The organism is Kluyvera sp. NPDC087067 (genome assembly GCF_044745165.1).
In the GTDB taxonomy this organism is placed as follows: domain Bacteria; phylum Pseudomonadota; class Gammaproteobacteria; order Enterobacterales; family Enterobacteriaceae; genus Kluyvera.
Window position 1 is genome coordinate 1,044,542 of record NZ_JBIUZS010000001.1, and the last position, 26,292, is coordinate 1,070,833.

At 49.8% G+C, this 26,292-nt stretch carries 25 protein-coding genes and 2 tRNA genes; 12 read left to right on the forward strand and 15 right to left on the reverse strand.

Annotated elements, in window-relative coordinates:
• The first annotated feature begins 179 nt into the window (after positions 1-179).
• Positions 180-290: a small membrane protein YniD gene (yniD, locus tag ACIPDS_RS05000; RefSeq protein ID WP_400733248.1), complete on the forward strand. Its 111-nt coding sequence runs from the start codon at positions 180-182 to the stop codon at positions 288-290.
• Between the two features lie 268 nt (positions 291-558).
• Here the strand turns inward: yniD and ACIPDS_RS05005 are convergent, their stop codons facing one another.
• Positions 559-804: a hypothetical protein gene (locus ACIPDS_RS05005; RefSeq protein ID WP_062778987.1), complete on the reverse strand. Its 246-nt coding sequence runs from the start codon at positions 802-804 to the stop codon at positions 559-561.
• 270 nt (positions 805-1,074) lie between these two features.
• On the reverse strand, positions 1,075-1,833 hold the full coding sequence (locus ACIPDS_RS05010; RefSeq protein WP_400733252.1) for a YdiY family protein: 759 nt from the start codon (positions 1,831-1,833) through the stop codon (positions 1,075-1,077).
• A gap of 354 nt (positions 1,834-2,187) precedes the next feature.
• Here ACIPDS_RS05010 and pfkB point away from each other — a divergent pair, with 354 nt between their 5' ends.
• Positions 2,188-3,120 (forward strand): 6-phosphofructokinase II, encoded by a 933-nt coding sequence (gene pfkB / locus ACIPDS_RS05015; protein WP_400733255.1) that lies wholly within the window; start codon positions 2,188-2,190, stop codon positions 3,118-3,120.
• 273 nt (positions 3,121-3,393) lie between these two features.
• Entirely contained in the window at positions 3,394-4,254 is an 861-nt protein-coding gene (locus ACIPDS_RS05020; RefSeq protein ID WP_400733258.1) for a fructosamine kinase family protein, read from the forward strand.
• A gap of 25 nt (positions 4,255-4,279) precedes the next feature.
• Here the strand turns inward: ACIPDS_RS05020 and tonB are convergent, their stop codons facing one another.
• Entirely contained in the window at positions 4,280-4,993 is a 714-nt protein-coding gene (gene tonB, locus ACIPDS_RS05025; protein ID WP_400733497.1) for a TonB system transport protein TonB, read from the reverse strand.
• A gap of 220 nt (positions 4,994-5,213) precedes the next feature.
• On the opposite strand from tonB, the gene ACIPDS_RS05030 reads away from it, so the two are divergent.
• A complete protein-coding gene (locus ACIPDS_RS05030) occupies positions 5,214-5,510 on the forward strand; it encodes a YciI family protein (protein WP_400733260.1) in 297 nt (98 codons plus the stop codon).
• Between the two features lie 67 nt (positions 5,511-5,577).
• Here ACIPDS_RS05030 and ACIPDS_RS05035 read toward each other — a convergent pair whose 3' ends face one another.
• Positions 5,578-5,751 carry a YciY family protein gene (locus tag ACIPDS_RS05035; RefSeq protein WP_166513788.1) on the reverse strand — a complete coding sequence of 58 codons (174 nt, stop codon included), beginning with the start codon at positions 5,749-5,751 and terminating at the stop codon, positions 5,578-5,580.
• Between the two features lie 144 nt (positions 5,752-5,895).
• On the opposite strand from ACIPDS_RS05035, the gene cls reads away from it, so the two are divergent.
• Both cls and ACIPDS_RS05045 read left to right on the forward strand, forming a co-directional pair.
• Positions 5,896-7,356 (forward strand): cardiolipin synthase, encoded by a 1,461-nt coding sequence (gene cls / locus ACIPDS_RS05040; RefSeq protein ID WP_166513787.1) that lies wholly within the window; start codon positions 5,896-5,898, stop codon positions 7,354-7,356.
• A gap of 33 nt (positions 7,357-7,389) precedes the next feature.
• Entirely contained in the window at positions 7,390-7,719 is a 330-nt protein-coding gene (locus tag ACIPDS_RS05045) for an HI1450 family dsDNA-mimic protein (protein ID WP_166513786.1), read from the forward strand.
• A gap of 59 nt (positions 7,720-7,778) precedes the next feature.
• On the opposite strand, the gene ACIPDS_RS05050 is transcribed toward ACIPDS_RS05045, so the two are convergent.
• The 7 genes from ACIPDS_RS05050 to ACIPDS_RS05080 form a co-directional block, all read right to left on the reverse strand.
• Entirely contained in the window at positions 7,779-8,615 is an 837-nt protein-coding gene (locus ACIPDS_RS05050; RefSeq protein ID WP_166513785.1) for an ion transporter, read from the reverse strand.
• A gap of 48 nt (positions 8,616-8,663) precedes the next feature.
• Positions 8,664-9,668 carry a murein tripeptide/oligopeptide ABC transporter ATP binding protein OppF gene (gene oppF / locus ACIPDS_RS05055; protein WP_166513784.1) on the reverse strand — a complete coding sequence of 335 codons (1,005 nt, stop codon included), beginning with the start codon at positions 9,666-9,668 and terminating at the stop codon, positions 8,664-8,666.
• Positions 9,665-10,660, reverse strand: a complete 996-nt coding sequence (locus ACIPDS_RS05060; RefSeq protein WP_400733266.1) for an ABC transporter ATP-binding protein — start codon at positions 10,658-10,660, stop codon at positions 9,665-9,667. The genes oppF and ACIPDS_RS05060 overlap by 4 nt, the downstream gene beginning before the upstream one ends.
• A gap of 11 nt (positions 10,661-10,671) precedes the next feature.
• Positions 10,672-11,580 carry an oligopeptide ABC transporter permease OppC gene (gene oppC, locus ACIPDS_RS05065; RefSeq protein WP_166513782.1) on the reverse strand — a complete coding sequence of 303 codons (909 nt, stop codon included), beginning with the start codon at positions 11,578-11,580 and terminating at the stop codon, positions 10,672-10,674.
• Between the two features lie 14 nt (positions 11,581-11,594).
• Positions 11,595-12,515, reverse strand: a complete 921-nt coding sequence (gene oppB / locus ACIPDS_RS05070; RefSeq protein ID WP_400733270.1) for an oligopeptide ABC transporter permease OppB — start codon at positions 12,513-12,515, stop codon at positions 11,595-11,597.
• Positions 12,516-12,602: 87 nt separating this feature from the next.
• Positions 12,603-14,234, reverse strand: a complete 1,632-nt coding sequence (oppA, locus tag ACIPDS_RS05075) for an oligopeptide ABC transporter substrate-binding protein OppA (RefSeq protein ID WP_400733272.1) — start codon at positions 14,232-14,234, stop codon at positions 12,603-12,605.
• Between the two features lie 762 nt (positions 14,235-14,996).
• Positions 14,997-15,644, reverse strand: coding sequence for a YchE family NAAT transporter (locus tag ACIPDS_RS05080; RefSeq protein ID WP_400733500.1), 648 nt, complete (start codon positions 15,642-15,644; stop codon positions 14,997-14,999).
• 495 nt (positions 15,645-16,139) lie between these two features.
• On the opposite strand from ACIPDS_RS05080, the gene adhE reads away from it, so the two are divergent.
• A complete protein-coding gene (adhE, locus tag ACIPDS_RS05085; RefSeq protein ID WP_166513779.1) occupies positions 16,140-18,809 on the forward strand; it encodes a bifunctional acetaldehyde-CoA/alcohol dehydrogenase in 2,670 nt (889 codons plus the stop codon).
• 128 nt (positions 18,810-18,937) lie between these two features.
• Here the strand turns inward: adhE and tdk are convergent, their stop codons facing one another.
• Positions 18,938-19,567 (reverse strand): thymidine kinase, encoded by a 630-nt coding sequence (gene tdk / locus ACIPDS_RS05090; RefSeq protein WP_166513778.1) that lies wholly within the window; start codon positions 19,565-19,567, stop codon positions 18,938-18,940.
• A gap of 909 nt (positions 19,568-20,476) precedes the next feature.
• Here tdk and hns point away from each other — a divergent pair.
• Positions 20,477-20,890 (forward strand): histone-like nucleoid-structuring protein H-NS, encoded by a 414-nt coding sequence (gene hns / locus ACIPDS_RS05095; protein WP_166513777.1) that lies wholly within the window; start codon positions 20,477-20,479, stop codon positions 20,888-20,890.
• A gap of 160 nt (positions 20,891-21,050) precedes the next feature.
• Here hns and galU read toward each other — a convergent pair whose 3' ends face one another.
• The 3 genes from galU to rssA all read right to left on the reverse strand — a co-directional run bounded on the left by galU (position 21,051) and on the right by rssA (position 24,281).
• Positions 21,051-21,959, reverse strand: a complete 909-nt coding sequence (gene galU, locus ACIPDS_RS05100; protein ID WP_166513776.1) for a UTP--glucose-1-phosphate uridylyltransferase GalU — start codon at positions 21,957-21,959, stop codon at positions 21,051-21,053.
• Between the two features lie 304 nt (positions 21,960-22,263).
• Positions 22,264-23,277 (reverse strand): two-component system response regulator RssB, encoded by a 1,014-nt coding sequence (gene rssB, locus ACIPDS_RS05105; protein ID WP_166513775.1) that lies wholly within the window; start codon positions 23,275-23,277, stop codon positions 22,264-22,266.
• 92 nt (positions 23,278-23,369) lie between these two features.
• A complete protein-coding gene (gene rssA, locus ACIPDS_RS05110) occupies positions 23,370-24,281 on the reverse strand; it encodes a patatin-like phospholipase RssA (RefSeq protein ID WP_400733277.1) in 912 nt (303 codons plus the stop codon).
• Positions 24,282-24,394: 113 nt separating this feature from the next.
• Here rssA and ACIPDS_RS05115 point away from each other — a divergent pair, with 113 nt between their 5' ends.
• The 4 genes from ACIPDS_RS05115 to ACIPDS_RS05130 all read left to right on the forward strand — a co-directional run bounded on the left by ACIPDS_RS05115 (position 24,395) and on the right by ACIPDS_RS05130 (position 26,107).
• A complete protein-coding gene (locus ACIPDS_RS05115; RefSeq protein WP_166513773.1) occupies positions 24,395-24,853 on the forward strand; it encodes a YchJ family protein in 459 nt (152 codons plus the stop codon).
• A gap of 43 nt (positions 24,854-24,896) precedes the next feature.
• Positions 24,897-25,739: a formyltetrahydrofolate deformylase gene (gene purU / locus ACIPDS_RS05120; RefSeq protein WP_166513772.1), complete on the forward strand. Its 843-nt coding sequence runs from the start codon at positions 24,897-24,899 to the stop codon at positions 25,737-25,739.
• A gap of 162 nt (positions 25,740-25,901) precedes the next feature.
• Positions 25,902-25,986: transfer RNA gene (locus tag ACIPDS_RS05125), tRNA-Tyr, on the forward strand.
• Positions 25,987-26,022: 36 nt separating this feature from the next.
• A tRNA-Tyr gene (locus tag ACIPDS_RS05130) sits at positions 26,023-26,107 on the forward strand.
• Positions 26,108-26,292 lie beyond the last annotated feature (185 nt).

Below are 26,292 nucleotides of genomic sequence, written 5' to 3' on the forward strand. Positions count from 1 at the left end.
AGCAATGAGTACACAGCACCCAGAACCACCTACATCCACTTGTTGATAATACCGTGGGTTAGTTTACACATCATCTGTACGGGATAAAAGGCGCAATTACCCTTCCCTGTATGCATTGCTATTTTTAACAGCGATTCTGATACACTGACTCAAAGTTGATATAAGAAAAGGACGTGGCGATGCCAGGCGACCGATTTGCAAAAAAACACTGGAAAATGGTACTGGTGCTAATAGCCATCTGCGGGGCGATGCTTTTGCTCCGGTGGGCTGCGATGATTTGGGGGGATTAAGGTGTGATTCACGTTGCAGAGGTCGTCATGAGTTATACATTTTCTACAGCGTGGCCAGGGAATTAAATTATATACAAAAAATGCGCTTCACGAATATTATTTGACAATAAATGCGAATTAATACAATTGATACTGACAAATCAAATACAAAAATGACAATTCCTAATTTGCTGAAAACAGCAGCAAGAAAAACCGGTACCACTCTACCCGGTTTTCTCTGCCGGAATTAATAATCAATAAAAAATCAAATTATTACAGCACAGAAATATTAGGACCAGCCGCCTGCAACCAGGGTATGCACGTTAAACGCGTCATCCATGGACTGACCGGTAGACTGAGAGCCTGGGGCGATGTTGGAGCCTGCTTCAACGTCATATGCGCTGGAGATACCAACGTGCTGAGCAGTGGTTACGGTAGTGGAACTGGCTGGCTGTGTTGCAGGTTCAGCGGCAAATACGCCAAAAGAAAGTGCAGACAGCAAAATAGCTGCAGATGCGATTTTGATATTTTTCATAATGTTTATTCTCTTACTTGATTAAGACTTTGAAACGCTGAGGCATCATATTGCCCATGAACACAGTGTAGATCCAGATCACACTTTTGGCTAGTCAAAATATTTAGCCATTCGTGTCAAATTTATTGAATATATGTCTGAAGAGGCAAATATGGAGATATTATGGAGAACCTGTATTTTTAATTAAATAAAACAACGGTTGGATTAAATAATAACACAAAACGATAAATATCAGAACACAGGCCGGGTATTTCCCGGCCTGAAAAATGATTACATGGTATAGCCTAACGTCAACGAAGTACGACGGTCGGTATGATTGGGCGCCGAAGCCGGTGGCTCTGAGTTCCAGGTCACGTTATAAGCAACCTTCAGACCGAAGTGGGCATTAATTGCCACATTCAATGCGGTTTCGGAGTTAACGGTTGTGTCGTCAGCGCCGAGAACCGATACACCTTGCGTGAATTTAGCGGTATCAGTCATCTGCCAGGCATAAGCACCTGAAGCATAGCCGAGCGCTTGCGTTTCGGTATTACCGTCGGTGAACTCGTCATAACGAACGCCTGGACCAAATTCAAACCGGAGGGTATGGATAGGCCCGGTCAGGAATTGGTAGCCGTAACCTGCGGTGAAAACGTCACGCTCATGATAACCATTGTAACGGTCGGTTAACCAGCTAGCCTGGCCAAACAGATAGTCGATGCTGGTCATATTGTAGCGGCTACGCCCGCCGACCGAATATTTCTCAGAGGAACGATCATCATTTGCTGAGGTATTACTGGCTGCGCCCCACAAAGACCAGGCGGTGGAATCACCGTACCAGGTGAGCGTGGAATCAGCGGTCGCTGAGGTACTTTTGGTATTACCTGATTGCGACAGGTAGCCCGCATTAACACTACCTTCAAAAGGCTTCGTCGCGGTGGTTGGGTCATCCATGACAGTAAAAACGGTATCACTGGCGGAAGCATACGTAGACGCAAAGGCGCCCCCCAGCAGCACAACCGCTACCGGTACTGTCTTCAAAAGCTTCATTTCGTTTCTCTAAAAGATACTTGGTTTAACGTGGTGTTTTGCAGTGTGCGATTAGACTCTCAGAAGTTGAAAACTTCAATAGATGTTGAGGGGCGAACGAAGAAATATTTCACACAACCTTACGACCTGTAATGCCTTTACAGGGTGTTACATTGGCCTCAGCAAGCCTTAATCTAAATCAGCACACCTTATTGCGCGTAGCCTGGCCGCTGATTTGAATATAAAAACAGAGACTCGTTTACATTTTCCTATAAAAATCATGTTGTTGCTTCTTTCATTATTTCGCCACAAGTGCCAGACTGAAAGCGATGTTTTTTCGAACAGTCAATCTGTTCATAAAAGGAGGTTATCAGTATGGTTAAAATATACACACTTACGCTTGCTCCTTCTCTCGACAGTGCGACTCAAACGCCGCAAATATATCCCGAAGGTAAACTCCGCTGTAGCGCCCCTGTGTTCGAACCCGGCGGCGGCGGTATTAACGTGGCCCGCGCCATAACATTTCTGGGCGGCACGGCCAGCGCAATATTTCCCTCCGGTGGTGCCACCGGTGAACATCTGGTCGCCCTACTTCAAGCGGAAAATGTTCCGGTTGAAAATATTGAGACCCGCGAGTGGACGCGTCAGAACCTCCATGTTCACGTAGAGGCCAGCGGCGAGCAGTATCGCTTCGTGATGCCGGGGGCGACGCTTCACGCAGATGAGCTGCAACGCTTGCAGGAAAAAGTACTCGAGATTGAAGCCGGATCGCTGCTGGTTATCAGCGGTAGCTTGCCGCCGGGTGTCGCACTCAGTGCGTTTGTTTCCCTGATTAAGGCCGCTCAAGCGAAAGGTGTACGTTGTATTATTGATAGTTCAGGCGATGCGCTGGCGGCGGCCCTGGAGATTGGTGAGATTGAACTGGTGAAGCCGAATCAGAAAGAACTCAGCGCGCTGGTTGCCCGTGAACTTATCCAGCCTGACGATGTGCGTAAGGCGGCTCAGGAAATTGTGCGCAGCGGCAAAGCGCTCCGTGTTGTGGTGTCGTTAGGCGCGCAGGGGGCGCTGGCCGTTGATGCAAACAGCTGTGTGCAGGTTGTCCCGCCGCCTATCAAAAGTCAGAGCACTGTCGGTGCTGGCGATAGTATGGTCGGGGCGATGACATTAAAACTGGCTGAAAATGCCAGCCTTGAGACACTGGTACGCTATGGCGTTGCCGCCGGGAGCGCGGCGACCATTAATCAAGGAACGCGCCTGTGTTCGAGCGAAAACACGCAGAAAATATTCGATTATTTGCAACAGCACTAATTGCTCACGATATCCGGCTCATGGCTCGTCCATGAGTCGCGAAATTAGCGTGATCGACTATGCTAACAAAAGTCCATTGTTAACAATGGGGTGCGAAATGGTCATAGACTCATCATCGTTATGGATGAACGACCATATAGCTATCTTAGAGAGCCAGCGCCTTTACCTCTGTTTTGTATACTCTTTTTATCCGATGTGCGGTGTAGCTCGTATTTTTACCCAGTATTTGTGCGCTAACCTTATGATATGGCGGAAAACATGGGGAGAGATATCATGTGGCAAACGATCGGTAGCCTGTTAAGCGAACAACTTGGACGTGGCGAAATCGAACAGCGCACGGAGTTGCCTGGCGGAGAGATACATGCCGCATGGCACCTGAAGTTCGCGGGTCGAGACTTTTTCGTTAAATGCGATGAACGAGAACTACTGCCTATCTTTACTGCGGAGGCCGACCAGCTCGAATTGCTCTCCCGCAGCCGTACCGTGACCGTCCCGGAGGTTTTCGTCGTCGGAGCAGACCGCGACTCCAGTTTCCTGGTCATGGAATACCTGCCGCCGCGTCCGCTAGATGCACATAACGCCTTTTTATTGGGGCAACAGCTGGCGCATCTCCATCAATGGAGCGACCAGCCACAGTTTGGCCTCGACTTTGATAACGATCTCTCAACGACCCCACAACCGAACGCCTGGCAACGCCGCTGGTCGAATTTTTTTGCGGAGCAGCGTATCGGCTGGCAGCTTGAGCTTGCGGCTGAAAAAGGCATGAAGTTTGGTGAGATAGACTCGATTGTCGAACACGTCCAACAGCGTCTGAGCTCGCATCAACCTCAGCCGTCGTTACTGCACGGCGACCTGTGGTCGAACAACTGTGCTCTGGGGCCAGACGGGCCATACATTTTTGATCCTGCCTGCTACTGGGGAGATCGTGAATGCGACCTGGCAATGCTACCGCTTCATCCCGATCAGCCACCGCAGATATACGATGGCTATCAATCCGTTTCGCCCCTCCCCGCTGATTTTCTCGAGCGCCAGCCGGTCTATCAACTTTATACATTGATTAACCGCGCTATTTTGTTCGGTGGGCAACATTTGGTTCAGGCTCAAAAAGCGCTGGATAAGATGTTAGCGGCGTAAAAAAAAGCCCCTTCCGGGGCTTTTTTTAGTTCATCTGCACGCCTTTCAGGCGGAATTCAATATTCATGATAAGGCCGGTGCCCGGTTTACCCGCTTCATAGCGCCATTTGCGCATCGCGGTTTTGACGTCACGTTCAAACATGTTAGATGGCTGGGCAGACAGAATCTGGACGTTATCAACACGACCATCGGCAGTCACATCAAATTTCACCCGCACTTTCCCTTCTATGCGCAACGCCTGCGCGCGGGTCGGATAGCCCGGCTGCTGGCGAGTCAACGCACGTGGCCCGGTAGGAGCATTAACCGACGGCGCGCTGGCCCCTGGCTGATTGTTTGCCACAGAGCGTGCTGGCGGAGCATCACGGTTAACCGTCGATAAAGGACGTTGTTCAACCGGCTTCACTTCTGGCTTCGGCTGTTCAACCTTTTTCACCGGCTTCGGTTTTGGCTTAGGCTTTGGTTTCGGTTTGTGGATAACAACCGGCGCCTTCGGTACCTCTGGAATAGGCTCCGGCTCAGGTTCTGGTTCCGGCTCAACGACAGGTTGCGGCTGTGCTACGGCCTGAGGCGGTTCTAAGTCTTCAGGTGCAACCATCGTGATAGTGATTGGTTGAGCAGGTGCGGGCAGCTCAATAACCTGATGTACCGAGGTATAAAGTAGACCGGCCACAACGGCAACGTGGATACCAACAGAGAGTAACGTCGGCCACGGGAAGCGGCGAGGTAAATCAAGGGTCATTGCAGTCATAGTCGTTACAGTTGAAAAATGAGAACTCGATTTTAAATGCAAATAGCAATCATATTCAATAAGACATCTTATCCACGGTCAACTTTCTCCCGCAGTTGACCAAAAAAAACGCGCAAGTTCGCGACTTTAAGGCCATGGAAAACTTTGCATTGCAGTCAAAGACGCTTTGCCTTACCGTGATCCGCAAATTATTTAAACAGGAGTTCCGCCCGTGCTTTACGTCATTTATGCCCAGGATATCGCCGACTCTCTTGAAAAACGTCTTTCCGTACGCCCCGCTCATCTGGCACGTCTGCAATTGTTGCATGATGAAGGCCGACTGCTAACCGCAGGCCCGATGCCTGCCGTAGACAGCAACGAGCCGGGTGCCGCAGGGTTTAGTGGATCGACCGTGATTGCTGAATTTGCATCTCTGGAAGCGGCTCAGTCCTGGGCACAGGACGATCCGTATGTCGCGGCAGGGGTTTACCAGCAGGTTTGGGTGAAACCGTTTAAAAAAGTATTCTAATCGGCACTGAAGGCTTCAGGCCTGGCAGAAAAACTGAGGGCACCATTGACGGTGCCCTTTTTCATTATCAGAGATCGTAAATTGCATAAAGCAGGCAATTTCGCTGCCGGCTGCCAAGATACTTTCTGATAGAATGGATGCGCATATTTCGGCGAGACTGGGACTCCAGCCAACGCGATTTACGGCGGTTTGCCTGTCTCAGCATCCGCCAGCGCCCCACTTCGGGTCTACTACGCTTCATTTCTAATGCTCTTTCTAAAAAAAGACGCCTCATTATAGCCCCTTGCTTTAGGCTGACCAGTGCTTTCTCAATGCGTTTTTATTTGCCAGATGCCGCCTGATGCGTAAACTCTTAACAACTGGCTTTCAAAAGGATTTTCGAAATATGACAACCGTCTACACCGTTGTAAGTTGGATGGCTATTCTGGGGTATTGGTTGTTAATCGCCGGGGTAACATTACGCATCTTGATGAAACGCCGTGCGGTTCCTTCTGCCATGGCCTGGTTGCTTATTATTTACATTCTGCCGTTAGTCGGCATCATCGCCTATCTCTCTTTAGGTGAGCTCCATTTAGGAAAGCGCCGCGCCGAGCGTGCGCGTGCTATGTGGCCTTCGACCGCAAAATGGCTTAACGACCTTAAGTCCTGCGAACATATTTTCGCCGAGGATAACAGCCAGGTAGCCTCCTCGCTCTTTAAACTCTGTGAGCGTCGCCAGGGCATTGCCGGGCTGAAAGGCAATCAACTGCAGTTGCTCACCGAAACTGACGATGTCATGCAGGCTATCATTCGCGATATCCAGCTGGCGCGGCACAATATTGAGATGGTCTTCTATATCTGGCAACCCGGCGGTATGGCCGATCAGGTGGCGGAATCGCTGATGGCCGCTGCACGTCGAGGTGTCCATTGCCGCTTGATGCTGGACTCAGCCGGTAGCGTTGCCTTTTTCCGCAGCCCCTGGGCGGCGATGATGCGCAATGCGGGCGTTGAGGTTGTCGAGGCGCTTAAAGTTAATTTAATGCGTGTGTTTTTACGCCGCATGGATTTACGTCAGCACCGTAAAATGATCATGGTGGATAATTATATTGCCTACACCGGCAGTATGAATATGGTCGACCCACGCTTCTTTAAACAAGATTCCGGTGTCGGCCAGTGGATTGACCTGATGGCGCGTATGGAAGGCCCTATCGCCACCGGTATGGGTATCGTGTATTCCTGTGATTGGGAAATTGAGACCGGCAAACGTATTTTACCGCCGACGCCGGATCTCAATATTATGCCGTTTGAAGAAGCAAGCGGGCACACGATTCAGACAATTGCCTCAGGCCCCGGCTTCCCGGAAGATTTGATTCATCAGGCGTTGCTGACCGCCGCCTATTCCGCGCGCGAATACCTGATTATGACCACGCCTTACTTTGTGCCGAGTGATGATTTACTGCATGCCATCTGCACCGCAGCCCAGCGCGGCGTCGATGTGAGTATTATTATGCCGCGTAAAAATGACTCCGTTCTGGTGGGCTGGGCAAGTCGGGCGTTCTTTACTGAGCTGCTCGAGGCGGGGGTCAAAATTTACCAGTTTGAAGGCGGCCTGTTACACACCAAGAGCGTATTGGTTGACGGCGAACTGAGTCTTGTTGGCACCGTTAATCTCGATATGCGCAGTTTGTGGCTTAACTTTGAAATTACCCTGGTTATCGACGATGCCGGATTTGGTGCCGATCTCGCCGCTGTACAGGACGATTATATCTCCCGTTCTCGCTTACTCGACGCGCGGTTGTGGGTAAAACGTCCCTTCTGGCACCGTCTTGCAGAGCGACTGTTTTACTTCTTCAGTCCGTTGCTGTAAAACGTGCCCAACAGTATTTAACAGGTAGTCATCATGGATATGGATTTAAATAATCGCCTGACCGAAGACGAAACACTCGAGCAGGCTTATGACATTTTTCTTGAGCTGGCGGGCGACAATCTCGACCCTGCTGATATCATTCTGTTCAACCTGCAGTTTGAGGAGCGCGGCGGCGCCGAGCTTTTCGACCCAGCAGAAGACTGGCAGGAACACGTCGATTTCGACCTGAACCCTGACTTCTTCGCAGAAGTGGTGATTGGTCTTGCGGACACCGACGGCGGTGAGCTGAACGATATCTTCGCGCGCGTGCTGCTGTGCCGTGAAAAAGATCACAAACTCTGCCACATCTTGTGGCGTGAATAAGTTAGAGAGTGCTAAAAGGGCCGCGTTAAGCGGCCCTTTTTTATGTCAACGCGCCGCCTTTATTCGTGAGGAAGCGCGGTACCGCAAGTGTTGCAATAGTGTGCCTTAAGATCGTGATCGCGCTGTTTACAGTGCGGACACACGCGTTCATGGCGGCGTTTTTCAAACTCATTGGTCATCTGGGCGGTGATAATTCCGGTCGGGATGGCAATCACCGAGTAACCGATTAAGATAAGTATCGACGCCACCGCTCTGCCCGGTGCGGTATGCGGCGTAATGTCGCCATAGCCCACCGTCGTCACCGTCACAATCGCCCAATACACCGACGTGCTCAGCGTGGTAAATCCATTGACCGGCCCTTCTATGCCATACATCAATGCACCCGCGACAACCATCACAATCCCGATAAAGGCATAGAACAGAATAAGCTGATGTCGGGAATTAACGATAGCGCGCCAGAGACTGTTCAGCGCAGGCATCAGGCGCAGCAGTTTAAGAATACGGAATACGCGGATTACGCGCATTGCTCGCCAGGCGAACAAATATTCCACGCCAATTTCTGGCCACAGTAAAATAACGTACAGCGGCAGAATGGTCGCGAGATCGATAAATCCCCAGAAGCTGAATACATAGTTCGCAGGTTTCGGCCAGCAAAATACCCGCAATAAATACTCCAGCGTAAACATCAGGGTAAAGCCGGCTTCCAGTATCACGAACGCATGCCATTCGTCGAAAGTCAGATGGTAGGTTGTGCCAATCCCTGATTCGATAAAAATAACGATAACGCTTAAAAGCGCAAACAGTCCGCATAACGCTTCAAACCGCCGGCCAGTACGTGTACGTTGATCGAATAAGAAATAATAAAGACGATGGCGCAAAGCGCTAATAGCCGCCACGTTTTCTCCTCGTCAAAAAAAGGGCTGGCAACTTGCCAGCCCTGACGATTATAACGGGTCAACCTTGAGACAGGAAACCGCGTGTCGGAAACTTCCTTCCAAAAGAGGACGCGTTTGCGCACATTCTGGCCCGGCCAGCGGACAGCGTGTACGGAATACGCAGCCTGACGGCGGGTTAATAGGCGAAGGCAGCTCACCTTCGAGCAACTGAATGGTTTTGTTTTTCTCCCGATCCGGGTCGGGAACCGGGACGGCGGACATCAGCGCTTTGGTATAAGGGTGCAATGGGTTGTTGTACACCTCATCATAAGTGCCAAGCTCGACCGCATGCCCAAGATACATCACCAGTACACGGTCAGAAATATGCTTCACCACCGCTAGGTCGTGGGCGATAAAGATAAGCGATAAGCCCATCTCACGCTGTAACTGCTGGAGTAAGTTGACCACCTGAGCCTGAATTGACACATCCAGCGCGGAAACAGGTTCATCGCAGATAATCAGCTTAGGTTCAAGAATAAGCGCTCGGGCAATACCGATACGTTGACACTGGCCGCCGGAAAACTCATGCGGATAGCGGTTAACGAGGTTGGGCAGCAACCCCACCTTCATCATCATGGTCTTCACTTTGTCACGGACTTCCTGACGTGACATTTTTGGGTAATAGGTCCGCAGGGGTTCGGCAATAATTTCGCCGATGGTCATACGTGGGTTAAGTGACGCCAGCGGATCCTGAAAAATCATCTGAATATCGCTGCGCACTTCACGCCATTCGTTTGGCTTCATCCCCAGTAAATCTTTACCCAGCCACGCTACTTTACCGTCCGTCGCTTTGACCAGCCCAATAATCGCCCGGGCAAACGTCGACTTGCCGCAGCCAGACTCGCCCACCACGCCCAGGGTTTCCCCCTCATATAAACGCAGGGTGACGCCATCGACCGCTTTCAGCGATTTCGGCGGCTGCCAGAACCACTGCTTGCCATCTTTAATCTCGAAGTGGACTTTTAAATCCGCAATCTCAAGCAGAATTTTTCTTTCGTCGATCACAGCGCTCATACCAGCTCCCCCACGGTTCTAAAGCAGGCACGCAAACGGCCTGGCGCAAACTCTTCCAGCGGCGGCGCGGTATTGCAGACGTCCATCGCATGCGGACAACGAGGCTGGAATGGGCAACCCGCAGGCAGTCGCAGGAGATTGGGTGGATTCCCGGGGATCGTCAGCAAAGATTCACCTTCAGCATCAAGACGCGGTACGGCATTGAGCAGGCCGATAGAGTAAGGATGCGCCGGTTGATAGAAAACATCCCGTGCATTCCCGTATTCCATTGTCCGCCCCGCGTACATCACCAGCACTTTATCGCAGATACCGGCAACCACTCCCAGGTCGTGGGTGATCATGATAATGGCGGTGTTAAACTCACGTTTAAGCTCGTTCAACAGCGTCATGATCTGTGCCTGAACCGTCACATCGAGCGCGGTCGTCGGCTCATCGGCAATCAACAGTTTTGGACGACACAGCAGCGCCATTGCGATCATCACGCGCTGACGCATACCGCCGGAGAACTCATGCGGGTACATCTTCATGCGTTTGCGCGCTTCCGGCATTTTGACCGCATCCAGCATTCTGACCGACTCTTCAAACGCCTCAGCCTTCCCCATGCCTTTGTGCAGCATCAGAACTTCCATCAGCTGTTCGCCAACCCGCATATAGGGGTTAAGCGAAGTCATCGGGTCCTGGAAAATCATCGAAATTTGTTCAGCGCGCAAGGTGTTCAGCTCACGCTCAGGAAGGTTCAGGATCTGCTTACCGTTAAACAGCGCCGAACCACCGATCCGCCCATTGCTGGCCAGAAGCCCCATCAGCGCAAATGCGGTCTGCGACTTACCAGAACCCGACTCACCAACAATTCCCAAGGTTTCGCCCGCGCGCAGGCTAAAGTTGAGATCATTTACGGCAGTCACGTCGCCGTCTGGCGTTTTGAAGGTTACGCGCAGATCTTTTACATCCAACAGTCGCTGCGATGCTGTTGCCGTTTCAATTATGCTCATGGCAACACTCCTTAACGGTCTTTCGGGTCGAGGGCATCACGCAGGCCATCGCCGATAAAGTTGAAACAAAACAGCGTCACGACCAGGAAACCGGCCGGGAACAGCAGCAGCCACGCCGACACTTCCATCGAGTTCGCGCCATCGCTCAACAGCGCACCCCAGCTACTGAGCGGCTCTTGCGTACCCAGCCCCAGGAAGCTCAGGAAGGATTCGAACAGAATCATGCTTGGCACGAGCAGCGAGGCGTAAACCACCACCACGCCTAAAACGTTAGGCACAATATGGCGAACCACAATGTTAAAGGTAGAGACACCGCCTACCTGCGCGGCTTCAATGAACTCTTTACGTTTTAAGCTCAACGTCTGGCCGCGCACAATACGCGCCATATCCAGCCAGGATACCATCCCAATCGCCACGAAAATCAGCAGGATATTTTGCCCAAAGAAGGTCACCAGCAAAATAACGAAGAACATAAATGGGAAGGAGTTGAGGATTTCCAGAATACGCATCATCACTGAATCGACTTTGCCGCCCAGATATCCTGACAGAGACCCATAAAGCGTCCCGACCACCACGGCCACCAGCGCCGCTGCAATCCCTACCATCAAGGAGATTCGTCCACCAATCGCAACACGTACCAGCAGGTCACGTCCTGATGAATCGGTACCAAAATAGTGACCGGACTCCATATCCGGTGGGTTTGACATCATGCCCCAGTCGGTATCGAAGTAGGAGAATTGCGACACCATCGGCGCCAGGGTTACAAACAGAGCAATCAGCACCAGAACAATGAGACTGGTTACCGCCGCACGGTTATGCATAAAGCGTCGACGCGCATCCTGCCAGAGGCTACGTCCTTCGACTTCTAGCTTCTCGCTGAAGTTTTCCAGCGCCTCGCTGTTTTTCTTACTTAACATCATGGCGAACTCCAGCCTTAGTAGCGAATTTTCGGGTCAATCACGGCATAGAGAACGTCTACTACCGCGTTAAACAGGATCGTCAACGCGCCAACCAGAATCGTCAGGCTCAGCACCAGGGAATAATCGCGGTTAAGCGCCCCGTTGACGAACAGCTGTCCAATCCCCGGCAAACCGTAGATCGTCTCAATGACCATCGAACCGGTAATGATACCGACGAAGGCAGGCCCCATATAAGAAAGCACAGGCAGAAGTGCGGGTTTTAATGCGTGGCGGAAAATTATCCGGCGCATCGGCAAACCTTTAGCGCGAGCGGTGCGAATAAAGTTGGAGTGTAAAACTTCAATCATTGAGCCACGCGTAATACGCGCAATGCTGGCGATATAAGCCAGAGAGAGCGCGACCATCGGCAGGATCATAAATTTAAGCGCCCCGCCGTTCCAGCCGCCACCGGGCAGCCAATGCAGCGTAATGGCAAAAATCATCACCAATAGCGGCGCAACAACGAAGCTGGGTATGACGACGCCGGTCATTGCCACCCCCATAACCGCATAATCCCACCTGGTGTTTTGTTTTAATGCCGCAATAACCCCGGCCGTTACGCCCAGTATCACCGCGAGGAAGAAAGCTGCAGCGCCGAGTTTGGCCGATACCGGGAAACTGACGGCGACCAGATCGTTAACCGTATAGTCTTTATATTTAAATGAAGGGCCGAAATCACCGTGGGCTAATTGCTTAAGGTAATTACCGTACTGAAGCAGAATAGGATCGTTTAAATGGTATTTCGCTTCGATATTCGCCATGACTTCCGGCGGCAGCGCGCGTTCACTGGTAAACGGACTTCCCGGCGCAAGGCGCATCATAAAGAATGAAATAGTAATAAGAATAAATAGCGTCGGAATCGCTTCCAGACAGCGACGTAGTATAAATTTTAACATTGCCCGTACCTTCTGGCATGTGCCTTTGCACTGCTCTTAAAAATAAGACACGATGGGGCGAATCAGCGTTCGCCCCACGTATTGCCATTAATGCTTGATAACGTAAAGGTCTTTAGTATAAACGTTATCCATCGGGTCTTTACCGGTATATCCGCCAACCCATGGTTTCACCAGACGGGCGTTAACGTAGTAATAAACCGGTACAATTGCCGTATCTTTATCCAGCTGTTGTTCAGCCTTCGCATAGGCAGCGGTACGATCCGCATCACTTGACGCTTTCACCGACTCAGCCATGATTTTGTCAAACGCTTCACTCTTATAGTGTGCGGTGTTCATTGAGCTGCCTGACAGCATGGTATTCAGGAAAGAGGTCGGTTCGTTGTAGTCCGCACACCAGCCAGCACGCGCAACGTCGTAGGTTCCCTGGTGACGAGTATCGAGGAAGGTTTTCCACTCCTGGTTCACCAGCTTCACTTCAACGCCGAGGTTTTTACGCCACAGTGATGCCGCCGCGATAGCAAGTTTCTTGTGCAGATCGGAAGTGTTATACAGGAGGTTGAAGGTCAGTGGCTTATCGGCGGTATAGCCCGCTTCCGCCAGCAGTTTTTTACCTTCTTCGTTACGCTTATCTTGTGACCATTTGAACCATTCTGGCTCGGTCAACTTAGCACCATCGGTATAAGGTGGGGTGTAGCCGTAGGCTGGCAAATCGCCCTGACCTTTTACTTTATTCGCGATGATATCGCGATCCAGACCTAACTTCAGCGCGGTACGCACACGGGCATCGGTAAACGGTGCTTTCTGGTTGTTAATTTCGTAGTAATAGGTACATAGATACGGATCAACGTGAACTTCGTTCGGGATCTCTTTTTTGAGTTTCTGGAACAGTTCAATCGGCAGCTGGTTATAGGTCATATCCAGCTCGCCGCTGCGATAACGGTTAACATAGGTCACTTCTGAAGAGGTTGGCAGCCAGGTCACTTCATCAACAACCGTTTTCTTGTTATCCCAGTACTGCGGGTTGCGCGTCATCACAATACGTTCGTTTACCACCCAATCTTTCAGGGTGTAAGCGCCGTTGGTGACAATGTTACCCGGCTGAGTCCACTTCTCTCCAAACTTATCAATCGCCTGTTTGTAGACAGGAGACATTGCTGGGTTAACCAGCAGTTTGTAGAAATACGGTACTGGCTCGCTGAGCGTAACTTCCAGAGTGTGGTCATCCAGCGCTTTCACGCCTAGCTCGCTTGGGGCCTTTTTACCGTCGATAATCTCATCAACGTTAACAATGTGGCCGTATTGAGGATAACTGGCATAGGGGGAGGCGGTTTTCGGATCCACCAGACGCTGCCAGCTATAAACGAAATCTTGTGCGGTAACCGGTTCACCGTTTGACCATTTAGCATCTTTACGCAGATGGAATGTCCAGACCTTAAAGTCTTTATTATCCCAGCTCTCCGCAACGCCCGGGACCGGGTGACCGTCTTTTGGTGAGGTATTTAGCAGACCTTCAAACAGGTCACGACTAATATTCGCCTCGGGAACCCCTTCAATTTTATTGGGATCGAGGGATTGTGGTTCTGCGCCGCTGTTACGTACCAGCGTTTGTTTGCTCGCCAACTCAGTACCTGCAGGAACATCTGCAGCCATCGCATTCCCTGCAATCAGTGCGGTAAGGATCCCAGCCGCAACCAGGCTTTTTTTTGTGATGATGGACATTGTGTTGATACTCCGTTCATTATTATTACTGACTGATGTCAGCTGTTTAGTCCCCTTGCGGGTTCCTGTGCAGCGCAGGAGATTTTTGCGTCTGCCAGGTCATTTACTGCCTGCTATCACCGACTTTTTTATTACGGCCGCTCTATGGCAACCTGACGTCGATTCTTGTAAAAGCTCCCCCCTGTCGGGAGCCTTTTTGAATATTCTGTTCACAACCGTTTACAACTTGAAACGGTTACCCTCTACGGCTCTAAATCTTGCAAAATAACTTAGGCCGGAAAGTACCAAATGCCCGACACTGCCGCCAATATAATTTGCAAATTTGTTAAGCAATTCTCTTTTGATCAATAACTCGCCCCTTTGGCGACAGATTAATCACAATAAGAGAACGAATAAAATAAATATTTATCAATTAGATATGAGGAAAAAGCTGTCCAGCTTACGTCTCGGCTCATTAGCGCTTGTTTTTTGCACAAAAAATTAACAGTTGTTCATTTCTTAGCACATAACTCTGTGAGCAAACTGAAATTACTAATATCATTTCGATTATCTAACAGCAAGCACCAGAGTATTGTGTGAAGAAAATAACATTTGAGATAACGAGGAATGCGATGGGGGAAGAGTCCATCTGAATGATTTTAATGGATTTTTATATCCATCGGAATTGTTTATCGCTGGAGGATGAACGTGCAGCTAAGATAGTTTTTTCTGATATTCACGGCGGCAGCAAGGAGATTGTTCCCCCCTGCTACCGCCAGACAATTATCCAACCAGACCGGGGAAAATCGATTTGATACCGGTGACAATAAATTCGATACCCAACGCCATCAATAAAAGCCCCATGATTCGCGTCACAACGTTAATGCCCGTTTGCCCAAGCATACGAACAAGCCAGGGAGCAAGACGGAAAATTCCCCAACAGCATGCGGCAAACAGCGCAATAGAGAGCGAAAAACCTAATAGATAAGTCAGAGAGTGATAACGCGTCCCCCAGACAATAGTAGAACTTATCGCCCCCGGCCCCGCCATCAGCGGCAGAGCTAACGGCACCACGCCAAGACTTTCACGTACAGCAGTTTCTGACTTTTCCTGTTTATTCTGCTTATCTTCTCCCAGCTTTCCGCTGATCATCGACATCGCAATGGTGACAACCAGAATCCCCCCGGCGATACGGAAAGAATCAATGGAAATGCCGAACAGTTGCAGAATCAAATCACCGAGGAACAGTGAGGTCAGCAAAATAATCGCCACCGACAGACTGGCGGTCATGTTGGTTTTATTGCGTACTACCGCCGTTTGATAGCTGGTGAGACTGATAAAAACGGGGATCAATCCCACCGGATTGACTAACGCAAAGAGTCCGATAAAAAACTTAAAGAAGATTGGAAAATCAAACAGCGCTTGAGTCACATTCACCCCAGTGGACCATGAAAAGTTGTAGTTGACGAACATAAAACCGTGAAATGCGCTGACAATACCCTTTTTATTAGCCGCCTTCATTAGAATTATCCATAAAAGAAGGGATAAAACAGGGTGTTAAGTATTTGTATAAATTATGCTAATGTCTCCATCATCACCACTCACGATTGATTAACAGTTTCTCTGTTTTACTAAAGGCACCCTGCTGAAAGGTGTCAGCTTCGACTAAACTTGATTTAGATCACGTAAATCGTACTCAGAAGTGGGTAATCTGCCTACACCGGAAGTGAAGTAGCTTAATAAAAAAGGCGTACTTCAGACGGTAAGCTCCTTGGCTAAATCGAAGCTCTTTTAGTAAATCAGTGAATCAGCACGTGAGTAACTTATTGTTTTATTTGCTTTTTCACCAGCTGCAGGTGATTTGTCTATAATGACTTGTCGAGCAGATGATTCACTAAAAAAGTTTAACATTATCAGGAGAGCATTATGGCTGTTACTAATGTCGCTGAACTTAACGCACTTGTAGAGCGCGTAAAAAAAGCCCAGCGTGAATATGCCAGTTTCACTCAAGAGCAAGTTGACAAAATCTTCCGCGCCGCCGCCCTGGCCGCTGCAGATGCTCGAATCCCTCTCGCAAAAATGGCCGTTGCCGAATCAGGCATGGGTATTGTTGAAGACAAAGTGATTAAAAACCACTTCGCGTCTGAATATATCTACAACGCCTATAAAGATGAAAAGACCTGTGGTGTCCTCGATGAAGACCACACTTTTGGTACGATCACCATTGCTGAACCTATCGGCATCATCTGCGGTATCGTTCCAACCACTAACCCAACTTCTACCGCAATCTTCAAATCGCTGATCAGCCTGAAGACGCGTAACGCCATCATCTTCTCTCCGCACCCACGTGCGAAAGATGCAACCAATAAAGCAGCAGATATCGTTCTGCAGGCTGCTATTGCCGCTGGCGCACCTAAAGATCTGATTGGCTGGATTGACCAACCTTCCGTTGAGCTGTCTAACGCGCTGATGCATCACCCGGATATCAACCTGATCCTTGCGACCGGTGGTCCAGGCATGGTTAAAGCAGCATATAGCTCCGGTAAACCAGCCATCGGCGTTGGCGCAGGTAACACTCCAGTTGTTATCGACGAAACGGCTGATATCAAACGTGCCGTTGCTTCTGTACTGATGTCTAAAACCTTCGATAACGGCGTAATCTGTGCTTCTGAACAGTCTGTTGTCGTTGTTGACTCTGTATACGACGCAGTTCGCGAGCGTTTTGCAAGCCACGGCGGTTACTTGCTGCAAGGCAAAGAACTGAAAGCCGTTCAGGACATCATCCTGAAGAATGGCGGTCTGAACGCAGCTATCGTTGGTCAGCCAGCGCATAAAATCGCTGAACTGGCAGGTTTCACCGTACCAGCAAGCACCAAGATCCTGATTGGCGAAGTCACCGTTGTTGACGAAAGCGAGCCATTTGCACACGAAAAACTGTCTCCAACTCTGGCAATGTACCGTGCAAAAGATTTCGAAGACGCTGTTGATAAAGCTGAAAAATTGGTGGCAATGGGCGGTATCGGTCATACCTCTTGTCTGTACACCGACCAGGACAACCAGCCAGAACGCGTCGCTTACTTCGGTCAGCTGATGAAAACCGCGCGTATCCTGATTAACACCCCTGCTTCTCAGGGTGGTATCGGTGACCTGTATAACTTCAAACTCGCACCTTCCCTGACTCTGGGTTGTGGTTCATGGGGTGGTAACTCCATCTCTGAAAACGTTGGTCCTAAGCACCTGATCAACAAGAAAACCGTTGCTAAGCGAGCTGAAAACATGTTGTGGCACAAACTTCCGAAATCTATCTACTTCCGTCGTGGCTCTCTGCCAATCGCGTTAGATGAGCTGATTACCGATGGCCACAAACGTGCGCTGATCGTGACTGACCGCTTCCTGTTCAACAACGGTTATGCCGATCAGATCACTTCCGTACTGAAAGCAGCTGGCGTTGAAACTGACGTGTTCTTTGAAGTTGAAGCTGACCCAACCCTGACCATCGTTCGTAAAGGTGCAGAGCTGGCAAACTCCTTCAAACCAGACGTTATTATCGCGCTGGGCGGCGGCTCCCCAATGGATGCTGCTAAAATCATGTGGGTTATGTACGAGCACCCAGAAACGCACTTCGAAGAACTGGCGCTGCGCTTTATGGACATCCGTAAACGTATCTACAAGTTCCCGAAAATGGGCGTGAAAGCAAAAATGGTTGCGATCACTACCACTTCCGGTACCGGTTCTGAAGTCACACCGTTTGCGGTTGTAACCGACGATGCGACTGGCCAGAAATACCCACTGGCTGACTACGCGCTGACTCCAGATATGGCTATCGTTGATGCTAACCTGGTTATGGATATGCCGAAGTCACTGTGTGCATTCGGTGGTCTGGATGCCGTTACTCACGCTCTGGAAGCTTACGTTTCTGTACTGGCGTCTGAGTTCTCTGACGGTCAGGCTCTGCAAGCGCTGAAACTGCTGAAAGAAAACCTGCCAGCGTCCTACCATGAAGGTTCTAAGAACCCGGTAGCTCGTGAACGCGTTCACAGTGCAGCCACCATCGCGGGTATCGCGTTTGCGAACGCCTTCCTGGGTGTATGTCACTCCATGGCGCACAAGCTGGGCTCTCAGTTCCACATTCCTCACGGTCTGGCGAACGCCCTGCTGATCAGCAACGTTATTCGTTATAACGCGAACGACAACCCAACTAAACAGACTGCATTCAGCCAGTACGACCGTCCACAGGCTCGTCGTCGCTACGCTGAAATCGCAGATCACCTGGGTCTGTCTGCACCGGGCGACCGTACCGCAGCGAAAATCGAGAAACTGCTGGGCTGGTTGGACGAAATCAAAGCGGATCTGGGTATTCCTAAGTCTATCCGTGAAGCTGGCGTTCAGGAATCTGACTTCCTGGCACACGTTGACAAACTGTCTGAAGATGCGTTTGACGACCAGTGTACTGGTGCTAACCCACGTTATCCGCTGATTGCTGAACTGAAACAGATCCTGATGGATACCTTCTACGGTCGTAACTACGTTGAAGGCGCATCTGAAGTGAAGCAAGAAGTTGTGCATGCTAAAGCTGAGAAAAAAGCGAAGAAATAATTCGTTTTAACTCCGACTGAAAAGCAAAGCCCCATCAATGATGGGGTTTTTTTTGTTACTGATAAAAAGATGACAACCCCTTACGGTTCCCCTGCCCCTGTGAGAGCAGGAGACGCATTCTGAGAGGATTAGCCAGGCTGACGGCTATGGATGTGTCTATCCTGGATAACAGCCAGAGAGCCCTTTTCCAGCGCTTCTTTATAATGTTTACGGCATACGGAAACGTAGCGTTCATTGCCACCGATAACGACCTGCTCACCTTCATTGTACGGCCGTCCTTCCTGATCGAGACGGAGTACCATGCTGGCTTTACGCCCACAGAAACAAATCGTTTTTAATTCCACCAGCTTGTCTGACAGCGCCAATAAATACTGGCTACCGCCAAATAACTCACCCCGGAAATCCGTTCTCAGCCCGTAGCACAAAACCGGGATATCCAGATTATCAACCACGTCAGACAACGCGTAGACCTGCTCACGCGTCAGGAACTGGCATTCATCAACCAGCACGCAGTTAACAGGCTCTCGTGCGTTCTCAGCGCTAATTTCAGCGAATAAATTACTGCTTTGATTAAACAGCTTTGCCGGGGAAGAGAGACCAATACGCGAGCTCACCTTACCGGCGCCATAACGGTCGTCTATTTCAGCGGTATAAACGACGGTACGCATACCGCGTTCCTGGTAATTGTAGGACGACTGTAACAGCGCCGTCGACTTCCCCGCATTCATCGCTGAGTAGTAGAAATAAAGTTGTGCCATGGGCCAAAAGATCCTAATCGATGCGTTTTTTAAACGGGCCGCAGTGTAACATATTTTGCCTTTCGGCTTCCCGCGTCATCCTGCCAATTTGTATCAGCGCACACAAAGATAACCAGCCGGGACGAAACTCTGTTAACCGCAAGTTAATGATAATATTTGCTAACATCATCCAAACAGTTATATTCATCACGCTTACATGGGTAACATCATCATAATACTACGATATTTTACGCGCCGTCTGGCTACGAAGCGCTACCTTCAGGCATCTAATATGGAAATAGGTAGCAGGGTTAATAGTTGATACTATTAATGAGTCCGCACCAAAAATGTGACTCCCCGCAATTTGTATGCTGAAAGACAGTCCACGGTTATCCGGGAATTAACGCGGTCTTCGTTGAAATAACATCGCCATAACTAAGGGCTTGTTGCATGCGCTGCCGCATTTTAAGTCCACTATTGCCATCACCAAACATTGAACGCTTTTATCATAGGAAAACAATGCCGCAACACGCCTGGCTGGCTAATAGTCTTATAGCTGACGTGATAAGCAAGGCATGAACACTGGTAAGACAAGCACTGGTTAAGCGAAGCAGTCCTTTTTACAACTAAAAAAATAATGCACAAAATTGATGCATGCCGGGTAATACATAAGGTTGATATTTATCCACACGGAGTATATTTCACGGTAAAAACCGCCTGCACCCCGCGTGTAATCCCGTCAGGCGGCCGGACAATAAGTACGGTTACCGTGTACATGCCCCCTGGCAATTTAACTTATAAATATTAAAGACAGCACCAAATAACACGTTATTTTGAATTCCTTACATTCTTACCTATTGCACAACTGAATTTATCGCTCTATTATTACTTCAACAAACCACCCCACAATATAAGTTTGAGATTACTACAATGAGCGAAGCACTTAAAATTTTGAACAACATCCGTACTCTTCGTGCGCAGGCAAGAGAATGCACCCTTGAAACGCTTGAAGAAATGCTGGAAAAATTAGAAGTTGTTGTTAACGAACGCCGTGAAGAAGATAACGCTGCAGCTGCAGAAATCGAAGAACGCACTCGTAAACTGCAACAATATCGTGAAATGCTGATTGCTGATGGTATTGATCCTAACGAACTGCTGAATAGCATGGCTGCTGCTAAAACTGGCACCAAAGCTAAACGTGCTGCACGTCCGGCCAAATACAGCTACGTTGACGAAAACGGCGAAACCAAAACCTGGACTGGCCAGGGCCGTACTCCAGCAGTAATCAAAAAAGCAATGGATGAGCAGGGTAAATCTCTGGACGATTTCCTGATCAAAGGTTAATCCTTACGCTTTGTGAAAATCCCGCTACGGCGGGATTTTTTATATCCAGCGTCTGAATTTCTTATGTTATCTACCGCCAATATTCGCTTTTTTTTATCCATTCGTGTTATCTGGATATAAAAAAACCGGGTTTCCCCGGTTTTTAACAGTCATTGCCAAATTACTTAGCGATGTCCAGAGTCTCTTTCAGCCAGGTTTTAAAATCTTCACCCAGCGTATTGTGACGGACGCCGTATTCTACAAACGCCTGCATATAACCCAGTTTATTACCGCAGTCATGGCTCTTGCCTTTCATGTGGTACGCTTCAACCGTCTCTTTTTCAATAAGCATGTCGATAGCGTCAGTTAACTGAATCTCGTCACCCGCTCCTGGAGGCGTTTTCGCCAGCAGTGGCCAGATTTCCGCACTCAGGACATAACGACCTACCACAGCGAGGTTAGACGGCGCGACATTGGCTTTTGGTTTCTCAACGACACCAACCATCGGTACGCTGTCACCAGGGTTCAGAGTTGCACCTTTGCAGTCTACAACGCCATAAGCGGTAACATCAGCGACTGGCTCAACCATAATCTGGCTTGCGCCCGTCTCATCAAAACGAGTAATCATTTCAGCCAGGTTATCGCGGCTCAGATCGGATTCATACTCATCCAGAATCACGTCCGGCAGAATAACGGCAACCGGCTCATCACCAACCACAGGATGCGCGCACAATACAGCGTGTCCCAGGCCTTTAGCCAGACCCTGACGTACCTGCATAATAGTGACGTGTGGTGGGCAAATAGACTGCACTTCTTCAAGAAGCTGACGTTTTACGCGCTTCTCCAGCATGGCTTCAAGCTCAAAGCTGGTATCAAAGTGGTTTTCGATGGAATTCTTGGAAGAATGGGTAACCAGTACAATTTCAGTGATACCAGCTGCAATACACTCGTTCACAACATACTGAATTAAAGGCTTATCCACCAGCGGCAGCATCTCTTTAGGAATTGCTTTCGTTGCTGGCAACATCCTTGTACCTAATCCCGCAACCGGGATCACAGCCTTTGTTACTTTCGAATTTAGGGCAGCCATTCAAATCTCCTGAACTGTTCAAACTTTGAACTTGCTCGTTAATTAATTACGCGTTGAGTATATCATCACAGGCTCATAAGGCTGCTCTGAAAAGGACGCGCTGACCTTGAATTAAGATTAATACCGTAAGACATGGTACTGATGATAATGAACATGCCAGATACGCATGCCTGACGCTGGACACGACGACTAAAGATAATAGGTCAGCCCGGAGTACCCGACGAGTATATCCATATCAATTTGCAGATAGTATCACTGCGAAAGATAAGCCGTTAAAACTATCCCTGTAAAAAAATGCGTTTGCTCATTCCGCAGACAACATTAAGCGTAATCGGCCGCCATTTCCCCAAATCTGACATTGCCATGAAGTACAGCGCTGGCTTATTTGATTGAGATACGCGCTACCCAACGTCCCTAGCGGTACGCCATTACTTATTTGAATCTGGTGTTCACCGGTATTTAAAGTCCCGTTCAAACCTGCGGATACCAGGATAAGGTTGTTTAACCCGCTGTGATAATATCCGACCAGTAATGGAAATTGTCCGGGCAGATTAGCCTGGCGCAGTAGCTGATTGACCTGCTTTAACAGCGCGCCTAATTCAGGGAGGCGCTGCCCCTGATGGGAAAGCTGTTCTTGCAGCAGACCGTTAAATAGCACGCGCAATAACAACGCAGCGAGTACGCCATTATCCCCTGCCCTTGTGACATCAAGACAATAAAAAGCCAGATCGTGCTCGGATAAAGGCGCAATATCTAAAACCAGCCCCGGCGCGTCTACCGCCATGAGCTGGCGATAATTTATCCGGCAATGTGAGATATGTTGCTGCACCGGCGGCTGTAACTCTTGTAGCAGCTTAGCGGCCGCCGCAGGATTGTTTACCAGCGCATCCCAATCTTCGAATAAACGTTCTTCTTCCTCGACCCGCGAATTAAACATATTGGGATAGAGGCAAGCCAGCACGGTTTCCCGCAGACGGTTGAGGTCTTTAACCGGTTTTAATAATACATCCTGAACGCCAAGCCGAAGCGCTTTAGCGATATCAGCCATATTCTCGGTGGCTGAGATGACAAGAATGGGCAATGAATGGCCTGCATTACGCACACGTTCGACCAACTCTAAGCCATTCATGCGTGGCATAGCGAGATCGCAGATCATCAGGTCTGGAGATTCGTTCGCCATTTGCGTCAGCGCTTCCACCCCATCCTGAGCCAGCAGAGTCTTCGCACCGAGTGACGAAAGCCATGAATCGATGAGTGAGCGGAAAACAGGCTCGTCTTCGACAATCAATATTTGTTTTCCCGCCAATGGCTGCGTCATGTTCTCTCCCCTGCCCGACGATAAGTAAATAGTGGCATGCTATTGTGGTAATCGCCTTTCAGATTTTGCTGAAGTAGTCGAAAAAAAATGCCTTAAAGCGAACTTTGCACCAAAGGCAGAAGCTCATCTGTCTTTTTTTCTACCGCTTGTTGACCGGCGGCTATTGCAGATGAAGCCCGATGAAAATCCAGAGTCGAAATCTGGGGACAAAACGGCTGTAATAAAATGTCCGGTGGATCGCCTGCCATACGGTTACGTTTAAGCCGGTTTTCCAGAACTTGTATCGAGGTGGTCATAATTTCCATCGCCGTCGGCGCCACCACCGAACGACGACTCGCCACGCGACCCAGACGCGTTCGCAGGCGTTCACGCCATGATAATGCATCTGCCGATGCATTTATCTCTTCATCACTGTGAATATTGACGGACAGGAGATCCTGCTGCATGAGATGTGCGTCATGTTGCAAATCGACAGCAATAACAATGTCGGCACCCAGCGCTCGTGTGAGTGAAACCGGCACCGGATTGACGACGGCACCATCAACTAACCAATAACCATTGTGCAATACGGGCGCCATCAGGCCCGGAATGCTACAGGATGCGCGCACAGCCATGTGCAAATCGCCGTCAGTAAACCACAGCTCCCGCCCGGTGCTCAGATTCGTCGCGACGGTCGCGAAACGGCGTTCACAGTGCTCAATCTTTTCCACCGGCATAATCTGTCGGTACTGGTTAAACACCCGTTCGCCACGCAGCAAGCCCCCACGACGCCATGAGAGGTCCATCAAGCGCAGAACATCCCAGTAGCTAAATGAGCACACCCACTTTTCCAGTTCGGGAAGACGGTTACTGGCATAAGCGGCGCCGACCAGCGAGCCGATGGAGCATCCCGCAACGATATCGACTTCTATTCCCATTTTCTGAAGCGCTTTAATTACGCCTATATGCGACCAACCTCGCGCAGCCCCTGAACCTAACGCCAGGCCGATTTTAACTTTTCTCATTGTTACCGCTCGATATCCTCTTGCTTCGGGCGTGGCATCATTGCCACCGCTCGGTTACCATAGTGCCATCAGGCGCTACGCCACCATAAATATGTCAATTCAGGGAGACATCTTTGTCCGAACTTTGCCCTTGTGGCAGCGCTCTGGAGTATAGCCTATGTTGCCAGCGTTATCTGTCAGGCAACGAATGCGCTCCAGACCCGTCACATCTTATGCGTTCACGCTACTGTGCCTTCGTGAAGAAGGATGCTGATTATTTGGTGAAAACCTGGCATCCCTCCTGCCAGGCTGACACATTCCGTGACAATATCCGCAGCGGATTTGCCGATACTCAATGGCTAGGACTCACCGTCTTTGCCACCGAAGAGGGTCGCAATCCAGATGAAGGCTTTGTCAGTTTTGTTGCCCGCTTTAATGAAGGTAACAAGAATGGCGCCATCATTGAGCGTTCACGATTCTTAAAAGAAAACGGACAGTGGTATTATATCGACGGTACACGGCCAGTAATTGGCAGAAATGATCTTTGCCCATGCGGCTCAGGTAAGAAATTTAAAAAATGCTGCGGGCAATAGACCCGGAAGCTTCGCAAACATTATCAACAGGATCCACCCGGCAATGCATTCCATTCAACGAAAAGTTTTACGTACAATCTGTCCTGACCAAAAGGGCCTTATCGCGCGCATCACCAACATCTGCTACAAACATGAACTCAATATTGTGCAGAACAATGAGTTTGTCGATCACCGCACCGGTCGTTTCTTTATGCGCACCGAGCTTGAGGGGATCTTTAACGACACCACGCTACTTGCGGATTTAGACAGCGCGTTACCAGAAGGTTCCGTGCGCGAACTAAACCCGGCTGGACGTCGTCGAATTGTGATTCTGGTGACGAAAGAGGCCCACTGTCTGGGCGATCTGCTGATGAAAGCCAACTATGGCGGGCTGGACGTTGAGATTGCAGCCGTTATTGGTAACCATGAAACACTACGTTCTCTGGTTGAGCGCTTCGACATCCCGTTCCAGCTCGTCAGCCATGAAGGCCTGGCGCGCGAAGAGCATGATAAGCAGATGGCCGATGCCATTGAAGCCCTGCAGCCAGACTACGTCGTACTGGCCAAGTACATGCGCGTATTAACGCCTGAGTTTGTGAGTCGTTTCCCAAATAAAATTATCAATATTCACCACTCGTTCCTGCCGGCGTTTATCGGTGCACGTCCCTACCATCAGGCTTATGAACGCGGCGTGAAGATTGTCGGCGCAACGGCGCACTATGTTAACGATAATCTGGATGAAGGCCCAATCATCATGCAGGACGTCATTCACGTCGACCACACCTATACGGCAGAAGATATGATGCGTGCCGGGCGTGACGTTGAGAAAAACGTTCTGAGTCGTGCGCTGTACCAGGTACTGGCGCAGCGTGTGTTTGTTTACGGCAATCGGACGATTATTCTTTAATCGTTAGCGAAATGAATTGATTAGCTTTAATCCGTTACGGATGAAAAGTACGCAAACAGTTCATTTTCGACAAAGGAATGCTTTACAGCGGCGCGTCATTTGATATGATGCGCCCCGCTTCCCGAGAAGGAAGCAGGCCAGTAAAACCAAGCATTACCCCGTGGTGGGGTTCCCGAGCGGCCAAAGGGAGCAGACTGTAAATCTGCCGTCATCGACTTCGAAGGTTCGAATCCTTCCCCCACCACCATCTCAAAGCTTTATCTCTACAATATGAATTACCCCTGGTGGGGTTCCCGAGCGGCCAAAGGGAGCAGACTGTAAATCTGCCGTCATCGACTTCGAAGGTTCGAATCCTTCCCCCACCACCATCTTCTCTCGGTAGTCACTCCTCTAACTAAATATCCAAATCTGCCTTAATTATCTCTTTGAGTTTTCTCATTCTATTTTGTCTCTCTGCCATATATATCCCGGCGGGGGGGGGGGGGGGGGGGGGGGGGGCGGGGGGGGGGGGGGGGGTGGGGGGGGGGGGGGGCCCCCCCCGCCCCCCCCCACC